The organism is Methylobacterium sp. 17Sr1-1, from assembly GCF_003173775.1.
In the GTDB taxonomy this organism is placed as follows: domain Bacteria; phylum Pseudomonadota; class Alphaproteobacteria; order Rhizobiales; family Beijerinckiaceae; genus Methylobacterium.
The window spans coordinates 1,115,228-1,136,419 of record NZ_CP029552.1 but is presented as its reverse complement, the minus strand read 5'-3'; the positions used below and the strand labels follow the sequence as shown (position 1 = coordinate 1,136,419).

Annotated in this window: 21 protein-coding genes and 1 pseudogene; 14 read left to right on the top strand and 8 right to left on the bottom strand. The window is 71.0% G+C overall.

The features are described 5' to 3' along the window. The first annotated feature begins 80 nt into the window (after positions 1-80). The 3 genes from DK412_RS05075 to DK412_RS05065 all read left to right on the top strand — a co-directional run bounded on the left by DK412_RS05075 (position 81) and on the right by DK412_RS05065 (position 2,456). Positions 81-674, top strand: a complete 594-nt coding sequence (locus tag DK412_RS05075; RefSeq protein WP_109971058.1) for a hypothetical protein — start codon at positions 81-83, stop codon at positions 672-674. Continuing rightward, entirely contained in the window at positions 671-1,735 is a 1,065-nt protein-coding gene (locus tag DK412_RS05070; RefSeq protein ID WP_109971057.1) for an MBL fold metallo-hydrolase, read from the top strand. Before DK412_RS05075 ends, DK412_RS05070 begins: the two co-directional genes overlap by 4 nt. A 64-nt stretch (positions 1,736-1,799) precedes the next feature. Beyond that, on the top strand, positions 1,800-2,456 hold the full coding sequence (locus DK412_RS05065; protein WP_109971056.1) for a hypothetical protein: 657 nt from the start codon (positions 1,800-1,802) through the stop codon (positions 2,454-2,456). Positions 2,457-2,463: 7 nt separating this feature from the next. Here the strand turns inward: DK412_RS05065 and DK412_RS05060 are convergent, their stop codons facing one another. The 3 genes from DK412_RS05060 to DK412_RS05050 all read right to left on the bottom strand — a co-directional run bounded on the left by DK412_RS05060 (position 2,464) and on the right by DK412_RS05050 (position 4,928). After that, positions 2,464-3,087, bottom strand: a complete 624-nt coding sequence (locus tag DK412_RS05060; RefSeq protein ID WP_109971055.1) for a response regulator — start codon at positions 3,085-3,087, stop codon at positions 2,464-2,466. 72 nt (positions 3,088-3,159) lie between these two features. Continuing rightward, a complete protein-coding gene (locus tag DK412_RS05055) occupies positions 3,160-3,543 on the bottom strand; it encodes a response regulator (RefSeq protein WP_109971054.1) in 384 nt (127 codons plus the stop codon). Continuing rightward, a complete protein-coding gene (locus DK412_RS05050) occupies positions 3,525-4,928 on the bottom strand; it encodes an ATP-binding protein (RefSeq protein WP_162596122.1) in 1,404 nt (467 codons plus the stop codon). Before DK412_RS05050 ends, DK412_RS05055 begins: the two co-directional genes overlap by 19 nt. A gap of 344 nt (positions 4,929-5,272) precedes the next feature. Between DK412_RS05050 and DK412_RS05045 the strand changes: the two genes are divergently transcribed. Further along, on the top strand, positions 5,273-6,172 hold the full coding sequence (locus tag DK412_RS05045; RefSeq protein ID WP_109971052.1) for an AraC family transcriptional regulator: 900 nt from the start codon (positions 5,273-5,275) through the stop codon (positions 6,170-6,172). A gap of 228 nt (positions 6,173-6,400) precedes the next feature. Further along, positions 6,401-7,372: an AraC family transcriptional regulator gene (locus tag DK412_RS05040; protein ID WP_245447437.1), complete on the top strand. Its 972-nt coding sequence runs from the start codon at positions 6,401-6,403 to the stop codon at positions 7,370-7,372. A gap of 181 nt (positions 7,373-7,553) precedes the next feature. On the opposite strand, the gene DK412_RS05035 is transcribed toward DK412_RS05040, so the two are convergent. Beyond that, entirely contained in the window at positions 7,554-8,468 is a 915-nt protein-coding gene (locus DK412_RS05035) for a LysR family transcriptional regulator (protein WP_109971051.1), read from the bottom strand. Positions 8,469-8,538: 70 nt separating this feature from the next. Further along, the gene (locus tag DK412_RS05030) at positions 8,539-9,453 is read right to left on the bottom strand and encodes an AraC family transcriptional regulator (protein WP_245447436.1); all 915 of its coding nucleotides are present in this window, start codon (positions 9,451-9,453) and stop codon (positions 8,539-8,541) included. 215 nt (positions 9,454-9,668) lie between these two features. On the opposite strand from DK412_RS05030, the gene DK412_RS05025 reads away from it, so the two are divergent. Beyond that, a complete protein-coding gene (locus tag DK412_RS05025; protein ID WP_109971050.1) occupies positions 9,669-10,484 on the top strand; it encodes an alpha/beta hydrolase in 816 nt (271 codons plus the stop codon). Positions 10,485-10,519: 35 nt separating this feature from the next. On the opposite strand, the gene DK412_RS05020 is transcribed toward DK412_RS05025, so the two are convergent. Next, complete coding sequence (locus DK412_RS05020; RefSeq protein WP_109971049.1) at positions 10,520-11,719, bottom strand: adenylate/guanylate cyclase domain-containing protein; 1,200 nt, start codon at positions 11,717-11,719, stop codon at positions 10,520-10,522. A 387-nt stretch (positions 11,720-12,106) separates the two neighbouring features. Between DK412_RS05020 and DK412_RS05015 the strand changes: the two genes are divergently transcribed. The 8 genes from DK412_RS05015 to DK412_RS04980 all read left to right on the top strand — a co-directional run bounded on the left by DK412_RS05015 (position 12,107) and on the right by DK412_RS04980 (position 19,798). Then, complete coding sequence (locus tag DK412_RS05015; protein WP_204165585.1) at positions 12,107-12,748, top strand: hydrolase; 642 nt, start codon at positions 12,107-12,109, stop codon at positions 12,746-12,748. Between the two features lie 34 nt (positions 12,749-12,782). Further along, positions 12,783-13,013 (top strand): DUF1427 family protein, encoded by a 231-nt coding sequence (locus tag DK412_RS05010; protein ID WP_109971047.1) that lies wholly within the window; start codon positions 12,783-12,785, stop codon positions 13,011-13,013. A 155-nt stretch (positions 13,014-13,168) separates the two neighbouring features. Beyond that, positions 13,169-15,058 (top strand): amidohydrolase, encoded by a 1,890-nt coding sequence (locus tag DK412_RS05005; RefSeq protein WP_109971046.1) that lies wholly within the window; start codon positions 13,169-13,171, stop codon positions 15,056-15,058. A 246-nt stretch (positions 15,059-15,304) separates the two neighbouring features. Continuing rightward, complete coding sequence (locus DK412_RS05000) at positions 15,305-16,201, top strand: glyoxalase (protein ID WP_109975070.1); 897 nt, start codon at positions 15,305-15,307, stop codon at positions 16,199-16,201. A 35-nt stretch (positions 16,202-16,236) separates the two neighbouring features. Continuing rightward, the gene (locus DK412_RS04995) at positions 16,237-17,601 is read left to right on the top strand and encodes an alginate export family protein (protein ID WP_245447701.1); all 1,365 of its coding nucleotides are present in this window, start codon (positions 16,237-16,239) and stop codon (positions 17,599-17,601) included. Positions 17,602-17,632: 31 nt separating this feature from the next. Further along, complete coding sequence (locus tag DK412_RS04990) at positions 17,633-18,301, top strand: YoaK family protein (RefSeq protein ID WP_109971045.1); 669 nt, start codon at positions 17,633-17,635, stop codon at positions 18,299-18,301. A gap of 105 nt (positions 18,302-18,406) precedes the next feature. After that, a complete protein-coding gene (locus tag DK412_RS04985; protein ID WP_109971044.1) occupies positions 18,407-19,270 on the top strand; it encodes an alpha/beta hydrolase in 864 nt (287 codons plus the stop codon). Between the two features lie 126 nt (positions 19,271-19,396). Next, complete coding sequence (locus tag DK412_RS04980) at positions 19,397-19,798, top strand: LysR family transcriptional regulator (RefSeq protein WP_162596121.1); 402 nt, start codon at positions 19,397-19,399, stop codon at positions 19,796-19,798. Positions 19,799-19,824: 26 nt separating this feature from the next. Here DK412_RS04980 and DK412_RS04975 read toward each other — a convergent pair. Together DK412_RS04975 and gntA are read right to left on the bottom strand one after the other, a co-directional pair. Beyond that, positions 19,825-20,397: pseudogene (locus tag DK412_RS04975) on the bottom strand (urea carboxylase-associated family protein); the annotation flags it as partial. Then, positions 20,394-21,167 (bottom strand): guanitoxin biosynthesis heme-dependent pre-guanitoxin N-hydroxylase GntA, encoded by a 774-nt coding sequence (gene gntA / locus DK412_RS04970; RefSeq protein ID WP_109975067.1) that lies wholly within the window; start codon positions 21,165-21,167, stop codon positions 20,394-20,396. The pseudogene DK412_RS04975 and the gene gntA, both read right to left, overlap by 4 nt. Between the last annotated feature and the right edge of the window lie 25 nt (positions 21,168-21,192).

Here is a 21,192-nt window from a genome sequence, read left to right as displayed (position 1 = left end):
CCGTACAAGTCGACTCGGAGCGGCCCCGCTAGACCTTGAGGACGGTCGCGCTCACGGCCGCTGACGAGAAGGGTTCACGGATGCGCCTCCCGCCGATCGCCCCCGCCGACCTTTCCCCGTTACAGCGGCCGCTCTACGACGACATGAGGTCGGGCGTGGGCGCCAAGTACGACCTCTTCACCACCACGCGGGCAGACGGCGCACTCCTCGGGCCCTGGAACGCATGGTTGCACCAGCCCGAGGTCGGTGCGGCCTTCTGGACCGTCACCCAGGCAATGACCGCGTTCAAGATCTTGCCCGATGCGGTGCGGCAAGTTGCGATCCTGGCGGTCGGCGCACGGTTCGGCGCGGCCTATGAGATCTACGCGCATGGAGCGGTCGCGCAGGCCCGCCACGCGATGAGCGACCAGCGCCTGTCGACGCTGGCTGCCGGCGGACGACCGCAGGACCTCACGGACGAGGAGGCGACGGCGTTCGACGTCGCCCGCGCGCTCACCGGGGGCGGGATCCTGCCGGAGCCGACCTACCGGCGCGCCGTGGCGCTGTTCGGCCAGGCGGGCGCCAACGAACTGATCTACCTTGTCGGTCACTACTGCTTCGTCTCGGTGACCCTGAACGGCTTCGCGATCCCGGTCCCCGAGGACAAAGCGGCTGGTTCCGGAGAGCGGGCATGACCGGGCGTCGCCGCCACGGTGCGTCGACCGGGAGATTCCGGGGCCTCGGCGGCGCCTGCGCCCTGGCTCTCTGCCTGGTCCTGGCCGAACCGTCCGGCGGCCCGCGCGCGGCGGCGCCCCAGCTGGCCGAGCAGGCACCGGGCTTTTACCGCATGATGCTCGGGCGCTTCGAGGTGACGGCTCTCCTCGACGGCACCCACACCTTTCCGATCCCGACCGTGCTCCAGCGGCCCCGCGACGGTGGCGGCCCGCGCGCCCTCCTCTCCGAGGTCCGGCCGGGCGATGCGGAGAGTCGTCTCGCGCGTGACTTCCTCGCCCTGCCGTTCGAGGGCTCGATCAACGCGTTCCTGATCAATACCGGCTCGCGCCTCGTCCTGATCGATGCAGGCGCAGGCGACCTCTATGGATCCTGCTGTGGCAAGCTCGTCGCCAACCTGCGCGCCGCCGGCTACGCGCCGGAGGCAGTCGACGAGGTGCTGCTGACCCACCTGCACGCCGATCACGTCGGCGGGATCATGCACGACGGCAAGGCCGTCTTCCCGAACGCGACGATCCGGGTCAGCCGCCGCGACGCCAGTTACTGGCTGAATCCGGCCAACGAGACGGCGGCTCCGCCGTTCCTCCTGCCGATGTTCCGGGGCGCCCAGGCCGCGCTCAAGCCCTACCGCGACGCCGGGCGGCTCATTCCCTTCGACGGCGAAGGCGAGGTCCTGCCGGGCTTCGTTGCGGTCGCGACCCCGGGGCACACGCCGGGCCACAGCTCCTACCGCGTGACCAGCGGGGCCGAGACGCTGCTGGTCTGGGGCGACATCGTCCACGTGGCACCGATCCAGTTCCCCGATCCGCAGGTCACGGTGACCTACGACACCGACGGCGCGGGCGCCGAGGCCCGGCGCGAGGCGCTCTTCTCGGAGGCGGCTCGCACCGGCGCCTGGATCGCCGCCGCCCACATCTCCTTCCCGGGACTCGGCCACATTCGGGCCGAGGACGGACGGTTCGGCTGGATCCCGGCCAACTACACCACCGTGTTTCAGACCCATCCACCCGGAGACGCGCGGTGAGGGCAAGCGAGGCGCCGCTCCCGGCATCGGTCCGGAGCCCCGGTTCGACCGAGGACGAGCGGGCGTGACCGACTTCGCCTTCACGACGGTCCTGCTCTCCGCCGGGATCAGCATCGTCACCGGCTTCCTCGGCGCGCTGCTCAGCCAGGGCTGGGTCCGGCGCCAGGAGCGGCGCACCTACGGGCTCGCCCTGCTGGCTGAGATCAAGTCGATCCAGCGCAGCCTGCTGCGCTACGAGGCGCGCCTGAGCCGGGCGGGGACCATCGTCGAGGGCCGGGAGGCCGCGGCCCTGCGCCTGTGGCGCCACGACCTCGCGGTCTTCGCCAACAACTCCGGGCGCATCGGGCTGTTCTCGTCGCGCACCGCGGTCGAACTCATCGAGTTCTACCATCAGATCCGCTGGCTCGAGGAACGAGGAACCGAACTCGACGCCTCGGTGGCACGGACGAACGGTCTGCCCGACTGGCTCGCCGGCCAGCGGGAGGCCATCCACCGCACCCGCTCCCGGACGCGGGCGCTCACCCGGTCGCTGCGGCGGGAATTGCCGCCGACGCTCGCCGACGCCCTCCGGGGGCTGGGTCGCGGCGCAGGGCGAAGGTGCCGGGCCCGGGCTGCGGCGGGCCGTGTCCTTGCACGGGCAAGCGCTCACGGAGACGGCCTCGATCGATCCTGCCGGCCGAGTCGTCACGGCCCTGCCGGGAGCAGGCGGGCCGCCGGATGAGGGCCGCTCAGCGCTGGCGCAGCGCGTCGATGCCGAGCTCGCCCGCCATCCGCACGAGGTCGGCGAGCGACCGGGCCTCCATCTTCTCCATCACCCGCCGCTTGTGCACCTTGGCGGTGATCTCCGAGACGCCGAGCTCGGCGGCGATCTGCTTGTTCATCAGCCCGCCGATCGCGAGGTCGAACACGTCGCGCTCGCGGCCCGTGAGGGAGGCGAGCCGGCCCGCGAGCGCACCTCGGGCGGCCTCCGCGGACAAGGACGCCGCGTCGAGGGCGAGGGCGCGGTCGATGGCCGCGAGGATGTCCTCCTCCTCCGCCGGCTTCGTCAGGAACTCGACCGCCCCGCCCCGCATCGCCCGCACGGTCATCGGGATCGTGCCGTAGCCGGTCAGGAAGATGATCGGGATCGTGGTGCCCGACGCCTGGAACTGGGCCTGGACGTCGAGGCCGTCGGCGTGCGTCAGCCGAACGTCCAGGAGGATGCAGGCCGGCCGCTCGACGTCCGGGTTCGCGAGCAGGTGCGACGCGTCGGGGTGTCCGGTGGCCTTGAGCCCGGCCGAGCCGCAGAGCCGGACGAGGGCGGTTCGCAAGGCCGCGTCGTCATCGACGATGTGGACGGTGCCGGTCTGCATCGGGATCGGGGTGAGCGCGTCACTGGCGGAGGGCCCGCGCCGGAAGCGGGGCCGCCGGGGTCTAACACGGAATCAGGGCGTGTCGAACACGCGAGCGAGGCAGCGTTCCAACTCCTCCGCCTCGAACGGCTTGGCGAGATACGCGAAGGCCCCGTAGGCGAGTGCGCGCCGGCGGTTCGCGTCGCTCGGATAGGCCGTGACGAGGATGACCCGCAGCCGGGGACGGCGCAGCCGCAGCTGGCGCAGAAGGTCGAGGCCGGAGAGGCCCGGCATCTGCAGGTCAGTGACGACGCAGCCCGGCTCGACGGCACCGAGGGCGGCAAGCAGATGGCCGCCGGTCTCGAACGGCATCGGGGCGTAGCCCAGGGACCCGACGAGCCGGGTCAGGGCAAGGCGGATCGCCGGGTCGTCGTCGACGATCGCGACGGAGCGGGGGGTCAGGCCGGAGACCGGCATGCGGTCGGAAGCCGGACGTGGAAGGCGGCCCCGCCACCCGGCGCGTCGTCGAGCCAGAGGTCGCCGCCATGGGCGTCGATGCAGCTGCGGCAGATCGCCAGTCCCATGCCCATGCCGCCGGGCTTCGTCGAGTGGAACGGCTCGAAGATGCGGGCCCGCTGCTCCGGGGGCACGCCCGGGCCGGTATCGCTCACCGTGACGCGCACCGCGCCGGGATCGCCCCGCACGGTGATCGCGACGTCACGGCGGCCGCTCGACCCCGCCATCGCCTGGGCGGCGTTGACGAGCAGGTTGACGAGCACCTGCTCGATCTGGACGAGGTCGCCGGTGACTGCAGGCAGGTCGGGATCGGCGGTGATGAGGACCGCGGCGCCGTTGGCGCGCAAGTCCCGTTCGGCAAGCAGCGTCGCCTCGCGCGCCGCCTCGACGAGGTCGACGGGCGCGAGCGCGAGGGAGGCCGTTCCAAACAGTGAGCGGGTGCGGGCGACGACGTCGCGGGCCCGCCGTGCCTCGGAGACGACATCCTCCAGGGCAGCCGTCACCTCGGCGAGGTCCGGGTCCGGCCGCTTCAGCCAGCGTAAGGAAGCCTGGGCGTTGGCGGCGATCGCCGCGAGCGGCGTGTTGACCTCGTGGGCGATCGACGCGCTCACCGCCCCGACGGTGATCGAGCGGGCGGCCCGGGCGAGGTCGCCCTCGGCGGCAGCGAGCCGCGCCTGCGCCTGCTTGTAGGCCGTGATGTCGAGGGAGGTGATGAGCAAGTCGGAGAACTCGGCGCGGTCGCGCGGCAGCATGGCGGTGAACAGCACGTCGCTCTGCTGGCCGTCGGCCCGGACGATATGGGCCTCCGAGCGGAAGAAGCGGTCGCCGCGACCGAGCGCGACAAGCCACTGCACGAAGGTCTGGTCGGTCTCCGGCAGCAGCCGGTCGAGCGGGCCGACGAAGGCTGCCTTGTCCGGCGCGCCGGTCTCCTCCAGCGTGAAGGCGTTGACGTCCTTGATCAGCACCCGGCCGCAGAGCTCCCGCAGTTCCGAGGGCCGCGCCGCGTAGTGGCCCTCGATGTCGGTGACGCCGGCGAGGCGCAAGGCGGCAATGGCCTCGCCCACCGCGCTCCAGTCCTCGCGCCACATCGAGATCCCGGCGCGCTCGAAGATCGCGGAGAACTGCGCCTCGCTCGCCCGCAGGGCCCGCCGGAGCCGCGCGACGTGCAAGGTGCTGAGGAACGCAGCCAGGACGCCCGCAACGAGGAGGCCCGCCATCGCGACGGATGCCGGCGGTCCGGCGGTCAGACCCCACCCGACGAGGAGCACCGGGATCAGGACCGCCAGGACCGCCTTCGCGCCGTCCTCGACGAGGTCCGGCCAGCGGCGGCGGGGGATCGAGAGCATCCAGGCCGGCAGCGCGTCGGCGGCGGGGGAACCGTCACTGGCGGAGGCGAGGCTCGGCCATCGCGAGAAGACCTGCCCCAGGCTTCCCCGCCCCGAGCCTCCCTGCCTCGAGCCTCCCTGCCCCGAGCCTCCCTGCCCCAAGCCTTGACTCATGCGGTCCTCCGCCCGGGGCCCGGTTTCGGGACCTCTTCCGATGCCCCCTCGGCGACGCCCGACCACCGTCGGCGCGCCCCGGCCCTCTCGGGGCGGGCATGAGTGGCGAGGCTCTAGGCGAACCCGGCGCCCGTGTCGCCGATACGGGTGTATAATAGCGTAGCCGTGCCGCGGCTTGGACATTGTCGCGCATGGATCTGCATCGACACGGCGCGTTCAAGTTTCCCAATGCGGGCCTCGTCGCCTCGTCGCAGGGGCGGGGTTGGTCCGGCATCGCGGCGGAGCTGCGCTGCCATCCGCCCGGAGAGTTGCCGGCGATCGTGCCGACGCAGATGGAGATCACCATCGCGACGCGGCGCAGTCCCGGCGCCTATGTCAGCCGCAAGGGGGCGGGCCAGCGCCAGCGCACCGCCGTGGAGGCGGGCACCGTGTGGTTCTGCCCGGTCGGCGTGGCCGAGGACGACATCGGCATCTCGGGCGCCCTGCACGATATCCTGCACGTCTACCTGCCGGTCGAGCGCTTCGCCCATATGGCGGACCTCTATGGCGACCCGCGCATCCGCGCCGACGCCGTCCGCTACCTCGCCGATGTCGACGACGACCTGGTGCGCCAGCTCGGCCTCGCGATCGGCCGCGAGCTCCAGGCCGAGACCTCCGCCGGCCGGATGCTGGTCGAGGCGGCCTCGCTGTCGCTGGTGGCGCGGCTCGCTCAGATGTACGGGCACGACCGCCCGGAGCGGGCCGAGACGGAGGCCGGCTCGACCTGCCAGACCCGGATCCGCCGGGTGACCGAATTCATCCGCGACAACCTCCACCGCGAGCTGACGGTGGCGGAACTCGCCGAGGTTGCCTGCCTGAGCCCGTTCCACTTCGCCAGGATGTTCAAGGCGGTCACCGGCAGCACGCCGCACGGCTTCGTCAGCGCCGCGCGGCTTCAGGAGGCACGCCGTCTCCTGTCCCGCACCGCGACGCCGCTCGGCGAGATCGCCCTGCGCTCGGGCTTCTCCGGACAATCCACCTTCACCAGCGCGTTCAAGCGCGCCACCGGCTGCACTCCAGGGGAGTATCGTCGCCAGCAAAGCCCGCAATAGCAAGCCCTGCAAACGACAGAGCAGGAATCGCGAAGACGCTTGCGACAGAGGATGAGATCATGAGCCCGTCAGAGCCGGGCGATTGGAATGATTCTCAAAGACTGTCCTAGATCTTCCCTTGACCTTACATCCCACGATCGCCGCGAGGCGAGGCCGGGCGCCGCGTACCGGCTCGACCGGGTCAGGTCCCTCCCCCCGGGCCGGGCGAGCGGCCTCAACGGCGAGCGCATGGCCCGTCATATCGGCGTCGCGGCGGAATCGACCCTGACGATGGCTCATCGCGGCAGCCCCGTCGTCGTCACTCGCCTGCGCGGCGTCCTCGCGCCCGGCACCCGGACCGCACCGCTGAAGCAGGAGGCGGCCTACAGCATCGTCGTGCAGCTCCAGCCGCTGCAGCACCACGCCTTCACGGTGGGCGGGCGCCAGCGGCATTGCGGCGCCGTGCCGGAAGAGGCGGTCAGCGTCGTGAGCCTGACGGATTCGCCGGTCTCGACGATGAGCGGCCCCCTCGACGTGGTCCAGTTCTACCTGCCCCACACCCTCGTCGACACCTTCGCCAGGGAGGAGGGCCTCGCCAGGCCCTCGCGCCTCGCCTGGCCCCGGGCGGATCGGGATCCGGTCGCCGCCGGCCTCGTCGACCTTCTGCTCCCGCAGATGGCCGAGCCCGATCCGGCGCGGGCCATGTTCGCCGAGCACGTGGCGATGGCCTTCGTCGCCCACGCGATCGAGCGCTACGGCGACGGCCCGGCCCCGGCGCGGTCGCCGATCCGCAGCGGGCTCGCGCCCTGGCAGGAGCGCCGTGCCAAGGAGATGATGCTGGACCGCCTCGCCACGCCGCTCACGATCACCGAAGTCGCGGAGGCCTGCCGGCTCTCGCCGAGCTACTTCGCCGCCGCGTTCCGGCGCAGCACCGGCCATTCGCCGCACCGCTACCTGACAGCCTTGCGGATCGCCGAGGCCAAGCGCCTGATGCTCGGCACCGCGCTGCCCCTGGCTGAGCTGGCGCTGCTCTGCGGCTTCGGCGACCAGAGCTACTTCACGCGCGCCTTCTCGCAGGCGGTCGGCACCAGCCCGGGGCAGTGGCGGCGGCTGCATCGGGAGCACGGCGACGCCTCTGACAGTGCGCACGCCGTCCCCGTGGCCGACGCCCTGGCGACGGCGCGGGCCCTCAGCCGGGCGCCCGCGCCAGCCTCTCGCTGAGGAAGCGGATGAACAGCCGCACCAATACCTCTCGGGCCTGCCGCTCGCCGGCATCGCGCTCGCCCGCGGTTTCCACGGCCGGAGCTCCTTCACCCGAGTCTTCTCCCGGATGGTCGGGACCAGCCCCGGCCAGTGCCGCCGCCTGCCCGCCCTGCCCCTCGCGGAGGGGCTGTCACGGCCCTCACGCCGGCGCAGCCTCCGACCCGGCGAGGACTGGCGGAAGGTTCTTGGCCAGGAAGCCCACGAAGGCCGCGACCTTCGGGCAGGCGACCTGCCCGCCTGGCCAGACGGCGGCGACCTCGCGCCGGTTCACGGTCTCCTCGGCGAGCAGGACGCGCAGGTCGCCGGTCCGGATCGGCTCGCAGGCCCAGAATTCCGGGATGCAGGCGATCCCGGCGCCGCCGAGGGACGCAGTCAGGAGCATCCCGTCATGGTCGGCGATGCAGCGCGTGCGCAGGCGGGCGCTGCGCCGGGCGTGATCGGGGCCGAGCGGCCAGCCGTCGAGCTGGCAGGTCGAGGCGTTGCGGCTGCGCAGGCAATCGTGCCGGTCGAGATCGTCGAGCGTGACCGGAATACCGCTGCGGTCGAGATAGCCGGGTGATGCCACGAGCACGAGGCGGAAGCTGCCGAGGCGGCGCATGCGCAGGCGCGAATCCTTCAGCATCCCGATCCGGAGCGCGGCATCGAACCCCTCCTCCACCATGTCGACGAGGCGGTTGGTGTAGATCAGCTCGAGTTCGAGTTCCGGGTGGGCCGCCATGAACGCCAGGAAGACCCGGTTCCACGACCGGCCAACCAGCGGGACGCTGACGCGTAGCTGACCCCGCAGGGCCCCGCGCGACTCGGCGATCTCGCGCTCGGCCGCGGCGACGGCCTCCATGATCGGGCGGCCGCGTTCGAGCAGCCGCATCCCGTCCGCCGTTAGGCTGAGGCTGCGGGTGTTGCGGTGGAACAGCCGGACCTCCAGCCGCTCCTCCAGGCGCAGGATCGTCTTGCCGACGGCGGACGCCGTGAGGCCGAGCACCCGCGCGGCGGCCGCGTAGGAGCCGGAATCCGCGACCTGCACGAACACCGATAGGCCGGCGAGCTTGTCCATCACTTGTCCGGTCGATCCGGGCCGAGCCCCCCGGATGCCACGCGGGCGGGGGCGGAACAAGCCGCCGGTCTCACCCCCGATGCGCCCGCCGCCACTGCCCCGGGCTCGTCCCGACCCCGCGGGTGAAGATGCGGGTGAAGTAGCTCTGGTCGCTGAAGCCGCAGGCGAGCGCGATGTCGGACAGGGACAAGGCCTCGTCCCGCAAAAGCGCCTTGGCGTGCTCGATCCGGATCCCGATGAGGTACTGGTGCGGGCGCTGGCCAGTGCTGCGTCGGAAGGCCCGCGCGAAGTGGCTCGCCGTCAGGCCGCATTCCCGGGCGATGTCGGTGATGGTCAGCCGTGTCGCGAAGCGCGTCTGCATGATCTCCCGCGCCCGGCGCTCCTGCCGGGCCGCCAGGCCGCCGATGCAGGGCGCGCCCGGCCGCATCCGGCCGTAGGTGCCGGCGAAATGGGCGAGCAGGCTGAGGCAGATCTGCTCGACGAACACGGCGTTCGCAGGGCCGGCGGCAGGCGCCGCGAGCAGGATCCGCGACAGCGACGCCACGATCGGATCCGGCGTCTGCCGGCACCAGGCCAGCGTGTCGACCGGGGCTGCATCGTTGTCGCGTGCGAAGGCGTCGAGGGACGCCCGGGGGACGTAGTACTGCACGGCATCGACCTCGCCGCGGAGCCGGCACCGTACCGGCTCGCGCAGGTCGAGCACGCTCACAGTGTCGGCTGCGTAGGCGCCGCCGAACACGCGCCGGCTCCCGCTCCACCGCTCGTGCAGGTCGAGGCCGCGGAGCAGGTGGACGATACTGAACGCATCTTCCTCGACGGTCGGGGCCAGCCGCTCCTCCAGGGCGTGCCGGCCGACCAGCCGCGTCACGCCGATCCGCATGTCGTCCTCGCGGTGGACGCAATGTAGGCAATCGCCGGTGACGCCGACATGCGTGGCGAATCGCTCGCCGAGAAACAGATCGGCCGGCGAGAGGCTGCTGGTCACCACCGCGTCGTCTCGATGTCAGGCTTCATCCGCGCCGGTATGTCGGCTGTGGGGGAAGCCGAAAATACGCGTCCCGTCCGGACAGAGCGGACCAACGGTCCGCACTCGCGGGTTTCCCGCGGGCGAGGGCGATTCCGCACAAGCCGCGCCGCGATCGTCCAATCCCGGGTAGCGCCCCGGCCCTATCGTCCCCGCGGCCAACGGGGAGTTTCGCAATGACGACGATCACGACGAAGGACGGAACCGAGATCTACTACAAGGACTGGGGGACGGGGCAGCCGATCCTGTTCAGCCACGGCTGGCCGCTCTCGGCCGACATGTGGGACGCGCAGATGCTGTTCTTCGCCGAACGCGGCTACCGCACGGTGGCGTTCGACCGGCGCGGCTTCGGCCGGTCGGGCCAGCCCTGGGGCGGCTACGACTACGACACGATGGCCGACGACATCGCGGCGCTGATCGAGGCACGCGGCCTCAGCGACGTGGTGCTGGTCGGCTTCTCGATGGGCGGCGGCGACGTGACCCGCTATATCGCCCGGCATGGCTCGGGACGAGTCGCCAAGCTCGCGCTCGTCAGCGCCATCACACCGATCTTCGGCAAGACCGCTGACCATGACGGGCCGGACAAGTCCTTCTTCGATGCCCTCAAGGCCGGCATCGTCAAGGATCGGGCGCAGTTTCTCGACGACTTCAACCCGATCTTTTACGGTACCAACAAGGGCATGAGCGTCTCGCAAGGCGTCTTCAAGCAGACGCTGCAGATCGCCCTGATGGCCTCGATCAAGGCCACGGTCGACTGCGCCACGGCCTTCGCCGAAACCGACTTCCGGCCCGACATGCAGAAGATCGACGTGCCGACCCTGGTGGTCCACGGCGACGCCGATCAGGTCGTGCCGTTCGAGTCGACGGGCAAGCTCGCCGCCGACATGATCCGCGGCGCGACGCTCAAGGTCTATCCGGGCGCGCCCCACGCCACCGCGACGACCCACGCCGACCGCCTCAACGCCGACCTCCTGGCCTTCATCGAGGGGTGACGGCGCCGGCGCGGCTTGTCACGCGCCGGGATCTCTTATTCGGCGAGCCGGTAGACCTCCAGCGGCTCGCCGACGCCGCGCAGCGGAAAGCTCCCGAGGCACGCCAGCGCCGTCGGCGCGGCGAGGAGCGCCGCGAAGGCGCCCGAGACCAGCACGTCGGCTTCGAGCGCCTTCGTCAGCCCCTCCAACCGGGCGGCGACGTTGACGGCCGGGCCGATGACGGTGAAGTCGAGCCGGGTTCGCGAGCCGATGTTGCCGTACATCACCGCGCCGGCATGAACCCCGATCCCGTAGCCGAGGGCGTCGAGACCTTGTGCCGCGCGGACCCGGTTGAGGTCGCGCATCGCTCGACGGGCCTCGTCGGCGGCTCGCAGGGTCGCGACGCCGGCATCCGGCCGGTCGAGGGGAAAGATCGCCAGCAGGCCGTCGCCCATGAACTTCAGGATCTCGCCGCCGTTGCGCTCCACCGGGCAGCACACCGCATCGAAATAGTCGTTGAGGAGCGCGATCACGTCGTCGCGCGGCCACAGCTCGGAGATCCGGGTGAAGCCGCGCAGGTCGACCACCATGATCGCCGCCTCGACGGTGACGCCGCTGCCCCGCCGCGTCGCGCCGTTCAGGATCATCTCGCCCGCATGCGGCCCGACATAGGTATCGAGGAGGAGGCGGGTCAGGCGGTTCCGGTGGCGCACCTCGGTGACGACGGCCAGCGCCGGAAGGAGCTCCGTCAGGAGGGTGATCTCGGCCTGCGTGAACCCGCCCGGCCGGTCGCTCGCAAAGGAGGCCACGTGCCGCCGGCCCAGCGTATAGCGCATCGGCCAGGCGACGAGGTCGGTCAGGCCCTCGACAGCCATCAGTCCGGCGACCTCCGGATGCGCGCCCTCGCCCGTCTCGCCCTGGCGGTGTCGCACCATCTCGGCACCGGCGAGGATCCGCGCCGCCGGGCTACCGCGAAAACCCTCCGTCCCGAACAGCCCGTAATCGAGGTTGCGCGAGCGCGGCCCGCGGCAGCCATTCCGCCACAGGATCTCGATGCCGAGCCATTGCGGATGGTTGGTGCGCAAGTGCAGCGTGGCATGCGCCACCGCGACGCCGTCGCGGCGCAGCCGGTCGCAGAAGACCGCGAAGACGTCGTCGAGGAAGCGCTCGTCCACCGCCTCGTGCAGCAGCCAGCGCAGCACCGCGTCGCGCAGGCCGCGCGCGGGTGACTCGCCCGTGTCGTGATGCTCGATCATGGCCTTCCCGGTGGGCCCCGCCCGCCGAGGCGGCGGGCGCGGCCAAAGGATCTGGCGACGGGCGGCCCCGGGTCTTGTCGATTCTCGCGGTGTTTTGTCGGTCCGGGGGGACTGCGCCTGGGCCGGGCTTCCCGGTCAGACCCGTGGCGAGACGGGACGACCCAAGCCTCGTCCGGCTGTCGACGACGGCATCGAGCCCATCCCGAAAAGGTTCCCCGCAGCGCACCGTCGGGACGCCGCGACAGCGCATTCGTCCAAGCCACGCGCAAAGCCTCCAATCCGCGTGTCCCCGGCCGGACTAGAAACCAGGCAACGCCACCGACCGGAGAGCGGTGGCGCAACGGTCACCGTCCGCCAGGACGAGCGCAAGGAGTCCGACTCATGGCCATCAAAGCGACACCGACGCCCGGAAAGCGCCTCGTCACGCCGCACGATCACACGCTGATCATGATCGACTTCCAGTCGCAGATGTCCTTTGCGACGAAGTCGATCGACGCCGTGACCCTGCGCAACAACGCCGCCCTGGTCTCGCGCGCGGCCGCCGGGTTCGGCGTGTCGACGGTGCTGACGACGGTGGCCGAGAAGAGCTTCTCGGGCCCGATGTTCGAGGAGATCACCTCGGCCTTCCCAGAGGAGAGGCTCCTCGACCGCACCTCGATGAACACCTGGGAGGATGCCGCCGTGGTGGCCCGGGTGTCGGAGATCGGCAAGGACCGCCTTGTCTTCGCCGGCCTGTGGACCTCGGTCTGCATCGTCGGCCCGACCCTCGACCAGGGTTACGAGGTCTACGTCATCGCGGATGCGTGCGGCGATGTCTCGGACGAGGCGCACGAGCGCGCCATGCAGCGGATGATCCAGGCCGGCGTGCAGCCGATGACCTCGCTGCAATACATGCTCGAGTTGCAGCGCGACTGGGCCCGCACCGAGACCTACGAGATGACCACGGGCATCGCCAAGAAGTACGGCGGCGCATACGGGCTCGGCATCATCTACGCCAAGTCGATGTTCGGCGCGTCCGAAGGCCACTGAGCCCGGGGTTCATCGAATCAAGCCGGCGCGCGCGATGCTGCCGTACCTCCTCTCCCTCGGCGCCGGCCTCGCGGTCGGCGTCGCCTACGGGCTGATCGGCGTGAAGTCGCCCGCGCCGCCGATCATCGCCCTCGTCGGCCTCCTCGGCATCTTGGCCGGCGAGATGGCCGTCTCCTACTGGCGCGGCCACCCGGCCGTCCTGTCGAGCCTGCTCCACCGCAAGAGCTTCGCGGTCGAGGAGGCGTCGAGACGCCCGCCGGCCTGACCTCAGCATCATTCGGCCGGCCGCGAGCGGCCGGTGCCGAAGGGGTCACCGGTTCGGCGACAGAATGATGCGAAATCAAGGAGTTCCGCAGAGCTGCGCCATGCAGCTCTGCGGAGCCCGGCGGCCCCACTTCATTTCCGACCGAGGAGCTTCGATTGAGCGCTGTGGCTCACCCCGACCTGATCCTGCGCGGCGGCCTCGTCACCACGCTCGATCCGAGCAATCCTGCCGCCTCGGCGGTCGCGATGACGGACGGCGCCTTCACGGCGGTCGGGTCCGACCGCGAGGTCATGGCGCTCGCCGGCCCGCGGACGCGGGTGGTCGATCTCAAGGGCCGCCGGGTGCTGCCCGGCCTCATCGACAACCACCTGCACCTGATCCGCGGCGGGCTCAACTTCAACATGGAGCTGCGCTGGGACGGCGTGCGCTCGCTCGCCGACGCGATGGCGATGCTCAAGCGCCAGGTGGCGGTGACGCCGCCGCCGCAATGGGTCCGGGTCGTCGGCGGCTTCACCGAGCACCAGTTCGCCGAGAAGCGCCTGCCGACGCTGGAAGAGCTGAATGCCGTCGCCCCCGACACGCCGGTCTTCCTGCTCCACCTCTACGACCGGGCGCTCCTGAACGGCGCAGCTTTGCGGGCCGTCGGCTACACCAGGGACACGCCCGAGCCGCCGGGCGGGTCGATCCTGCGCGATGCCGCCGGCAACCCGACCGGGCTCTTGCTGGCGAAGCCCAACGCCGCGATCCTCTACGCCACGCTCGCCAAGGGGCCGAAGCTTCCCTTCGAGTACCAGGTCAACTCGACCCGCCACTTCATGCGCGAACTCAACCGGCTCGGCGTGACCGGAGCGATCGATGCCGGCGGCGGGTTCCAGAACTATCCGGAGGATTACCGGGTCGTCCAGACGCTCGCCGAGGCCGGCCAGCTCACCGTTCGGCTCGCCTACAACCTGTTCACCCAGAAGCCGAAGGCCGAGAAGGAGGACTTCCTCGCCTGGACGCAATCGTCCCGCTACAAGCAGGGCGACGACTATTTCCGCCACAACGGTGCCGGCGAGATGCTGGTCTTCTCGGCGGCCGATTTCGAGGATTTCCGCCAGCCCCGGCCCGACATGGCCCCCGAGATGGAGGGCGAGCTCGAGGGCGTGGTGCGGGTGCTGGCCGAGAACCGCTGGCCCTGGCGCCTGCACGCCACCTACGACGAGACGATCTCCCGCGCCCTCGACGTGTTCGAGCGCGTCAACCAGGACATCCCGCTCCAGGGCCTGAACTGGTTCTTCGACCACGCCGAGACGATCTCGGAGGCCTCGATCGACCGCATCGCCGCGCTCGGCGGCGGCATCGCGATCCAGCATCGGATGGCCTACCAGGGCGAATACTTCGTCGAGCGCTACGGCCACGGCGCCGCCGCCGCGACCCCGCCCGTGGCGCGGATGCTGGAGAAGGGCGTGCCGGTCTCGGCCGGCACCGACGCGACGCGTGTCGCCTCCTACAATCCCTGGGTCGCGATCTCCTGGCTCGTCACCGGCCGCACGGTCGGCGGGATGCAGCTCACGCCCCGCCGCAACTGCCTCGACCGCGAGACGGCATTGCGGATGTGGACCGAGAAGGTGACCTGGTTCTCGAACGAGGAGGGCCGGAAGGGCCGCATCCAGGTGGGCCAGCTCGCCGACCTCATCGTGCCGGACCGCGACGTGATGGCCTGCGCCGAGGCCGACATCGCCGACACGGTGAGCGACCTGACGGTGGTGGGCGGCAAGGTGGTGTACGCGGCGGGCCTCTTCGCCGCGCTCGACGAGACCCCGCCCCCGCCGGCGATGCCGGACTGGTCGCCGGTGCGCACCTTCAAGGGCTACGGCGCCTGGGGCGAGCGCCCGGTCCGGGCGGAGGCGGTGGTAGCACGGGAAGCGAGCACGTCCTGCGGCTGTGCGATGTCCTGCGGGCTGCACGGGCACGCCCACGCCGCTGCCTGGTCGTCGCAGGCGCCGGTCTCGGACCTGAAGAGTTTCTGGGGCGCGCTGGGCTGCGCCTGCTGGGCGGTGTGAGGCGCTGCACCGAACCCTCCCCCCTCTGCGGGGGAGGGTGGCCTGCGGAGCAGGCTGGGAGAGGGGAACCCCGTTTCCGGAGAGGTCGCGACCGTGGTGACGGGCGCCATGTCCGGCACCGTCGCGCTGCCCCTCTCCCGGCCCCTGCTGACGCAGGGGCCACCCTCCCCCGCAGAGGGGGAGGGTTCAGGGGCGCTTCACCGACTCCCCAAAATCCCTTTTTCGGCCAACCGCCTGGAGCTCCCCATGACGCGCATCCTCGCCGCCCTCCTCGCCTCCGCCCTCCTCGCCGGACAGGCAGAGGCCCGGGACGCCGCGCACGAGCACACGGTTGCCGTCGCCCCGCAATACGACACCACCCACGTCTACGTCGCGCCCGAGGACGTCGACCGCTTCGTCGCGAGCTTCACCGCCACCTTTGGCGGAGCCAGCACCAAGCAGGTCGTCGCGACCGTCACGCCGACGCCGTCGAGCACCACCTCGCAGCTGATCCAGACCCCGGTCGGCACCGTCTCCCTGTTCGGCTTCAAGACGCCGATCCCCTACCCCTTCGGAGCCGAGCGCACCGGCTACCTCGTCGCCGACATGGACGCGGCGGTGGCGGCCGCCCGCGCCGCCGGGGCCGCGGTGATCGTCCAGACCTTCCCGGACCCGATCGGCCGCGACGCCGTCATCCAGTGGCCGGGCGGCGTCAACATGCAGCTCTACTGGCACACCACGAAGCCCGACTACGCGCCCTTCGCGACGGTGCCGGAGAACCGCGTCTACGTCTCGCCCGACAGCGTCGAGGCGTTCGTCGGAGGATTTCGCCGCTTCTCGCAAGGCCGCATTGTTTCGGACGAGCCCAAGGCCCCCGGCGTCGAGATCGGCCGCCCGGGCGACACCTACCGGCGCCTGCGCCTGACCTCGGAGTTCGGCCGCCTGACCGTGCTGGTGACCGACGGCCACCTGCCCTACCCCTACGGTCACGAGACGACCGGCTACGAGGTCGCCGACCTCGCCGACACCCTCGCCAAGGCGCAGGCCTCCGGCGCGAGCGTGCTGGTCGCGCCTTACTCCGCCGGCGACCGGAAGGCCGCGATGGTGCGCTTCCCCGGCGGCTACGTCGCGGAGATCCACGCATCCGGCGCAGCGGCACAGTGAGCGGCACACGGCCGGGCGTGGTCGTCGCGCTCTGCGTGCTCCTCGGCGCGGGCGCGCGCGCCGAGGATGCGACGTCCGACGCGGTCACCCGTCCGGCGACGAAGACGAACCGCTGGGCCGAGGACTGGTCGGGGCTCGCCGACCCGGCCAAGCGCACGCAAGCGTTCGACGACCTGAAATACATCCCGCTCTTCGCGGCCGACCCGAAGAGCTACCTGTCGCTCGGCCTGACCCTGCGCGAGCGCGTCGAGAGCAACCGCACTCCCGCCTTCGGCATCGGCGGTCCGCGGGGCGATGCCTACCTGCTCCAGCGCCTGCAGATCCACCTCGACGCGCGCCTGAACGAGAACTGGCAGATCTTCGCGCAGATCGAGGACGTGCGGGCACCCGGCAAACGCGTCATCACCTCGGTCGACGAGAACATCCTCGATTTGCGCCTCGCCTTCCTGTCCTACAGCCGGACATTTGAGGACGGAACCGTCAAGGCGCGGGCCGGGCGGCAGGACTTCGCCTTCGACCTCCAGCGCTTCGTGTCCTCGCGCGACGGGCCGAACGTGCGCCAGTCCTTCGACGCGCTCTGGGCCGACTGGGAATCCGGGCCGTGGCGGGTGCTCGGCTTCGTCAGCCAGCCGGTGCAGTACCGCTTCAACGAACCCTTCGACGACATCTCCACGAGCGCCTTCGCTTTCAGCACCCTGCGGGTCGAGCGCAGGGTCTTCGGCGACCAGGAACTCTCGGCCTATTGGGGCCTCTACGAGCGCGACGGCGCCCGCTTCCTCGACGCCACCGGCAACGAGCGGCGCCACGTCCTCGACATCCGCTATGCGGGCAGCGCCGGCGGGTTCGACTGGGACCTCGAGGCGATGGGCCAGTTCGGCCGCGTCGGCCGCGACGACATCGCCGCCTGGGCGGTCGGCAGCCGCGTCGGCTACACGCTCGCGGATCTCCCCTGGCAGCCGCGCCTCGGCCTCCAGGGCGACGCCGCGTCCGGTGACGGCCGTCGCAATGACAGCGTCCTCGGCACCTTCAACCCGCTCTTCCCGAACGGTTACTACTTCACGCTGGCGGGTTACACCGCTTACGCCAACCTCCTCCACCTCAAGCCGTCGCTGACCGTGCACCCGGCCGCCGGCCTCGCGGTCAGCGCGGCCCTGGGGCTGCAATGGCGCCAGACCACGTCCGACGCGATCTACGTCCAGCCGAGCAACCCGGTGCCGGGCACGGCCGGGCGCGGGCATCTGTGGAGCGGCGCCTACGGCCAGCTGCGGGCGGATTACGTCTTCGCTCCCGGCCTCACCGGTGCGGTCGAGGCGGTGCGCTTTGCCGCCGGCGACACGATCCGCCGGGCTGGGGGCAAGGACGGCACCTATCTCGGCGTCGAGCTACGCACCGCCTGGTGACTTGCCCTCCCCTCGAACGGATCACCAACCCATGCGCCCGTCCCTCCCCCAGATCCTGAGCTTCGTCGGCGGCTACGTCGACACGCTCGGCTTCCTCGCCCTCCAGGGCCTGTTCACCGCCCACGTCACCGGCAACTTCGTGACCTTCGGCGCCGCGATGGTGCACGGCGCCACCGGTGCCTGGGCGAAGCTCCTGGTGCTGCCGGTCTTCTGCGTCGCAGTTCTCCTGACCCGCTTGGCGAGCCGCCGCCTGGACGAGACGGGCCGGCCGGCCCTGCGGGTACTGCTCGCCGCCCAATGCGCCTTCCTGTCCCTCGGCGCGGTCCTCGCCGTCGCCCTCGGGCCGTTCGCGGATGCCGACCGTCCGGCGGCGCTCCTCACCGGCATGGTGCTCGTCGCCGCGATGGCGATCCAGAACGCGGCGCACCGGGCGCACCTGCCCGAGGCGCCGCCCTCGACCCTGATGACCGGGACGACGACGCAGATCATGATCGACCTCGCCGATCTCCTGCGCGGCGTGCCCGCCGAGCACGCAGGCCGGCGCCGGATCGCCCGGATGAGCGCCGCCGTCGCGGCCTTCGCGCTCGGCTGCGGGCTCGCGGCCCTGCTCTACGTCCTCGTCGGGCTCGTCGCCCTCGCCCTCGCCCCGGCGCTGATTCTGATCGCCGCCACGGATCCCGCCACGGCGAAGGCCGCATGACCCGGCGCTGGCAACACGTCCAAAACACCGCGCGATCCTGAAAGACGGCGGGCTGCACCGCGCCATGCTGCGTCCTCGCTCACGAGACACGACGAGGGACGGAGCTTGACGGCGATCACGCATCACACCATCCGGGCGAACGGCATCCGGCAGCACTACCTCGAGGCCGGATCGGGTCCGCCCGTCGTGCTGCTGCACGGCTTCCCGGAAACGAGCTACGCCTGGCGCCACCAGATCCCGCCGCTCAGCCGGCACTACCGCGTCGTCGCCCCGGACCTGCGGGGCTACGGCGAGACCGACAAGCCGGCGAGCGGGTACGACAAGCGCACGATGGCGCAGGACCTCGTCGCCCTCCTCGACGCTCTCGGAATCGACAGAATCGCCCTCGTCGGGCATGACCGAGGCGCCCGCGTCGCCACGCGCTTCGCCAAGGACCATCCTGGTCGCCTCGACCGCCTAGTCGTGATGGACAACGTGCCGACCCGGATCGTGGCGCGCAGCATGAACGCGCAGATCGCGCGGTCATACTGGTTCTTCCTGTTCCACCTGGTGCCCGACTTGCCGGAGGCCCTCATCGCGGGCCGCGAGGATCTCTGGCTACGCCACTTCTTCTCGGACTGGTGCTTCAACCCGCACACCATCTCGGGCGCCGATTTCGATGCGTACGTGGCGGCCTACCGGGCACCCGGCGCCGTACGGGGCGCGATGGCGGATTACCGAGCCAACCGGGAGGACAATGCGCAAGACCTCGTCGACGCCGAGGTGAAGATCGGATGCCCGGTTCTATCCCTGTGGGGAGCTGATTTCGGCGCCGTCGGACAGGCTTTCGACATGGAGGCTGTCTGGGCCGAGATGGCGAGCGACTTGCGCACCGCGGCGATACCGCGCTGTGGCCACCTCCCGCACGAGGAGCAGCCCGAGGCGGTCAACCGGCTCCTCGTGGAGTTCCTGGCCGGTTGGCAGGGGTGATTCGACCCATATCGGGTGACCCGTGAACGCGGCTTCGGCTGGTCGTACATCCGGGCGAGGTCGATGCTTCGGGATCAGGCGGCAGGATCTGAGCGACCTGTCCTGGCGGCCGACAGAAGAGATCGCATGGACAAGCGTTCTGGGTTGTCGGCATCCGTTCAGGTTGCCGATTCAGGCTTCTATGCGGGCGCCGCGCGGGCACTCGGGATCACCCCGTTCGCCGCCGGCAAGACGATCGTGCGGTTGGAGGAGCAGCTCGAGATCCGGCTCTTCCATCGCAATACACGCACCATCACTCTCGCGGCCGAGGGAGCTCGATTTCCCGATCGATGCGGCGTCATCATGGACGCCGTCGCCGTGGCCGAACGCGAGCTCGCGATGTCGCGCCGCGACTTGCGAGGCAAGCTTCGCGTCGGCGTTCCTCTGGTAAACCGGCTTCGGAGCCGGGTGCTGCTGTCCTTCACGACGGCGCCAGCGTGGTCGCCAAGCTCGGACGCTCTCGGTGACCGACATCGCGACACGGACTGAGATGCACGTCCAGCGGGGGTGTGCAGATCGACGTGATGGTGGATCGGCTTGAAGCGCCCGTTGTTCGACTGCCGCGCGGAGCAGGCGGTCAGGCCGGCGACGGCGTCGGCCTCGGCCTCGAAGACGATGCGGTCGCCGGCCCGGCTAAGCGGCGGCTCGACGCTGAGCGTCCCCGTCGCGCCGTCGACGACGACGTTCATGAAGACGTTGAACGCCACCGGGATTCGGTCGGCCGCGATCCCGAACGGCTCCAGCGCCGCTGCGAGGTTGCCGAAGCAGCCGCGATGCGGTTGCGTGTCGCCTTAGATGATGCGGAAGGTGTCGGCCGAGCAGGGCATCAGCAGGAAGTCATGCCGGCCCACCGCGGCCTCAACGATACGCAGGAGCACGTTCGAGCGATTCGAGTAGAGGGTATCTCCCGGCGTCAGGGAGATCCGGCTCGCATGATCGAGGGTGCGTCCGGAGGAGATGACCTCGTCGACGTCGTGCCGGTTGAAAGCGAGGAGGTCCGCCACCTGCTCGCCCCGCGGGTCGATGCCGGTCAGGCGGTCGCCCTCGTCGATTGTAAAGGCCACGCCGGATCGCGACGCGATCGTCAGAGCCCATCATGGTCTCCGGCTCTGGAGTCGTCTCCTTGAGGGGCGCTGGTCCGGGGCGCTCCGGCGGGGTGGGCAGCTTGTCCCGGCGGCCGGAATGGGCAGCGCCAGCTGTCTGCGACGGCGCGGCCGCTATACTGGCGCGCCTCCGAGACCTCGCCGTGGCGCGCCAGCATCGGGTTGACCGAGCCCGCCAGCGCCACGTCCCGCTCCAGGATCGAGGCGCGCAGCTTCTCGTAGCGCCCGGTCTCGCGAAGTTGCTCGAATTGCCGGCGAGGATTGAACACCAGGGCGGGTGAGGAGAAGCGCCGCGCCGGCCGGCTGGCCCCGGGATGCAAGCCGACCACGAAGAAGGCCTCGCCGGCGAAACTCACGGAGAAGTGCGGGTTGCCCGGATCGGCCGCAACCCGCTTGTCCCAGGGGTGGCCGAGCCAGGCATCCTTGTCGGCGAACGATTGCAGGCGCTCCCAAAGGTGGCGCTCGAACGCCTCCTCGCTCAACCGGCCCGGATCCTCGCCGTCCGGCCCCTCGAACACGACGGCGAAACTCTGGAACAGGTCGGGCTGCACACGGTACCGCACCGCGAAGGCGAGGAGGGCCGGGTAGATCCGCATATCGTCCCAGGCCGAGGTCAGGCTGCGCGCGACGAGGATGCGCATCTGGCCGCGGGACAAGGCCGCCTTGGCCCCGACGCACGGGAAGCCCGCCTCGCCGATGAACGCCCGGAAGGCCTCGGCTCGCGGGTGGTGGCGGTCGTCCCGGGGCAACGGCAGATGAGCCGGCTCCGAGGGTAAAGGA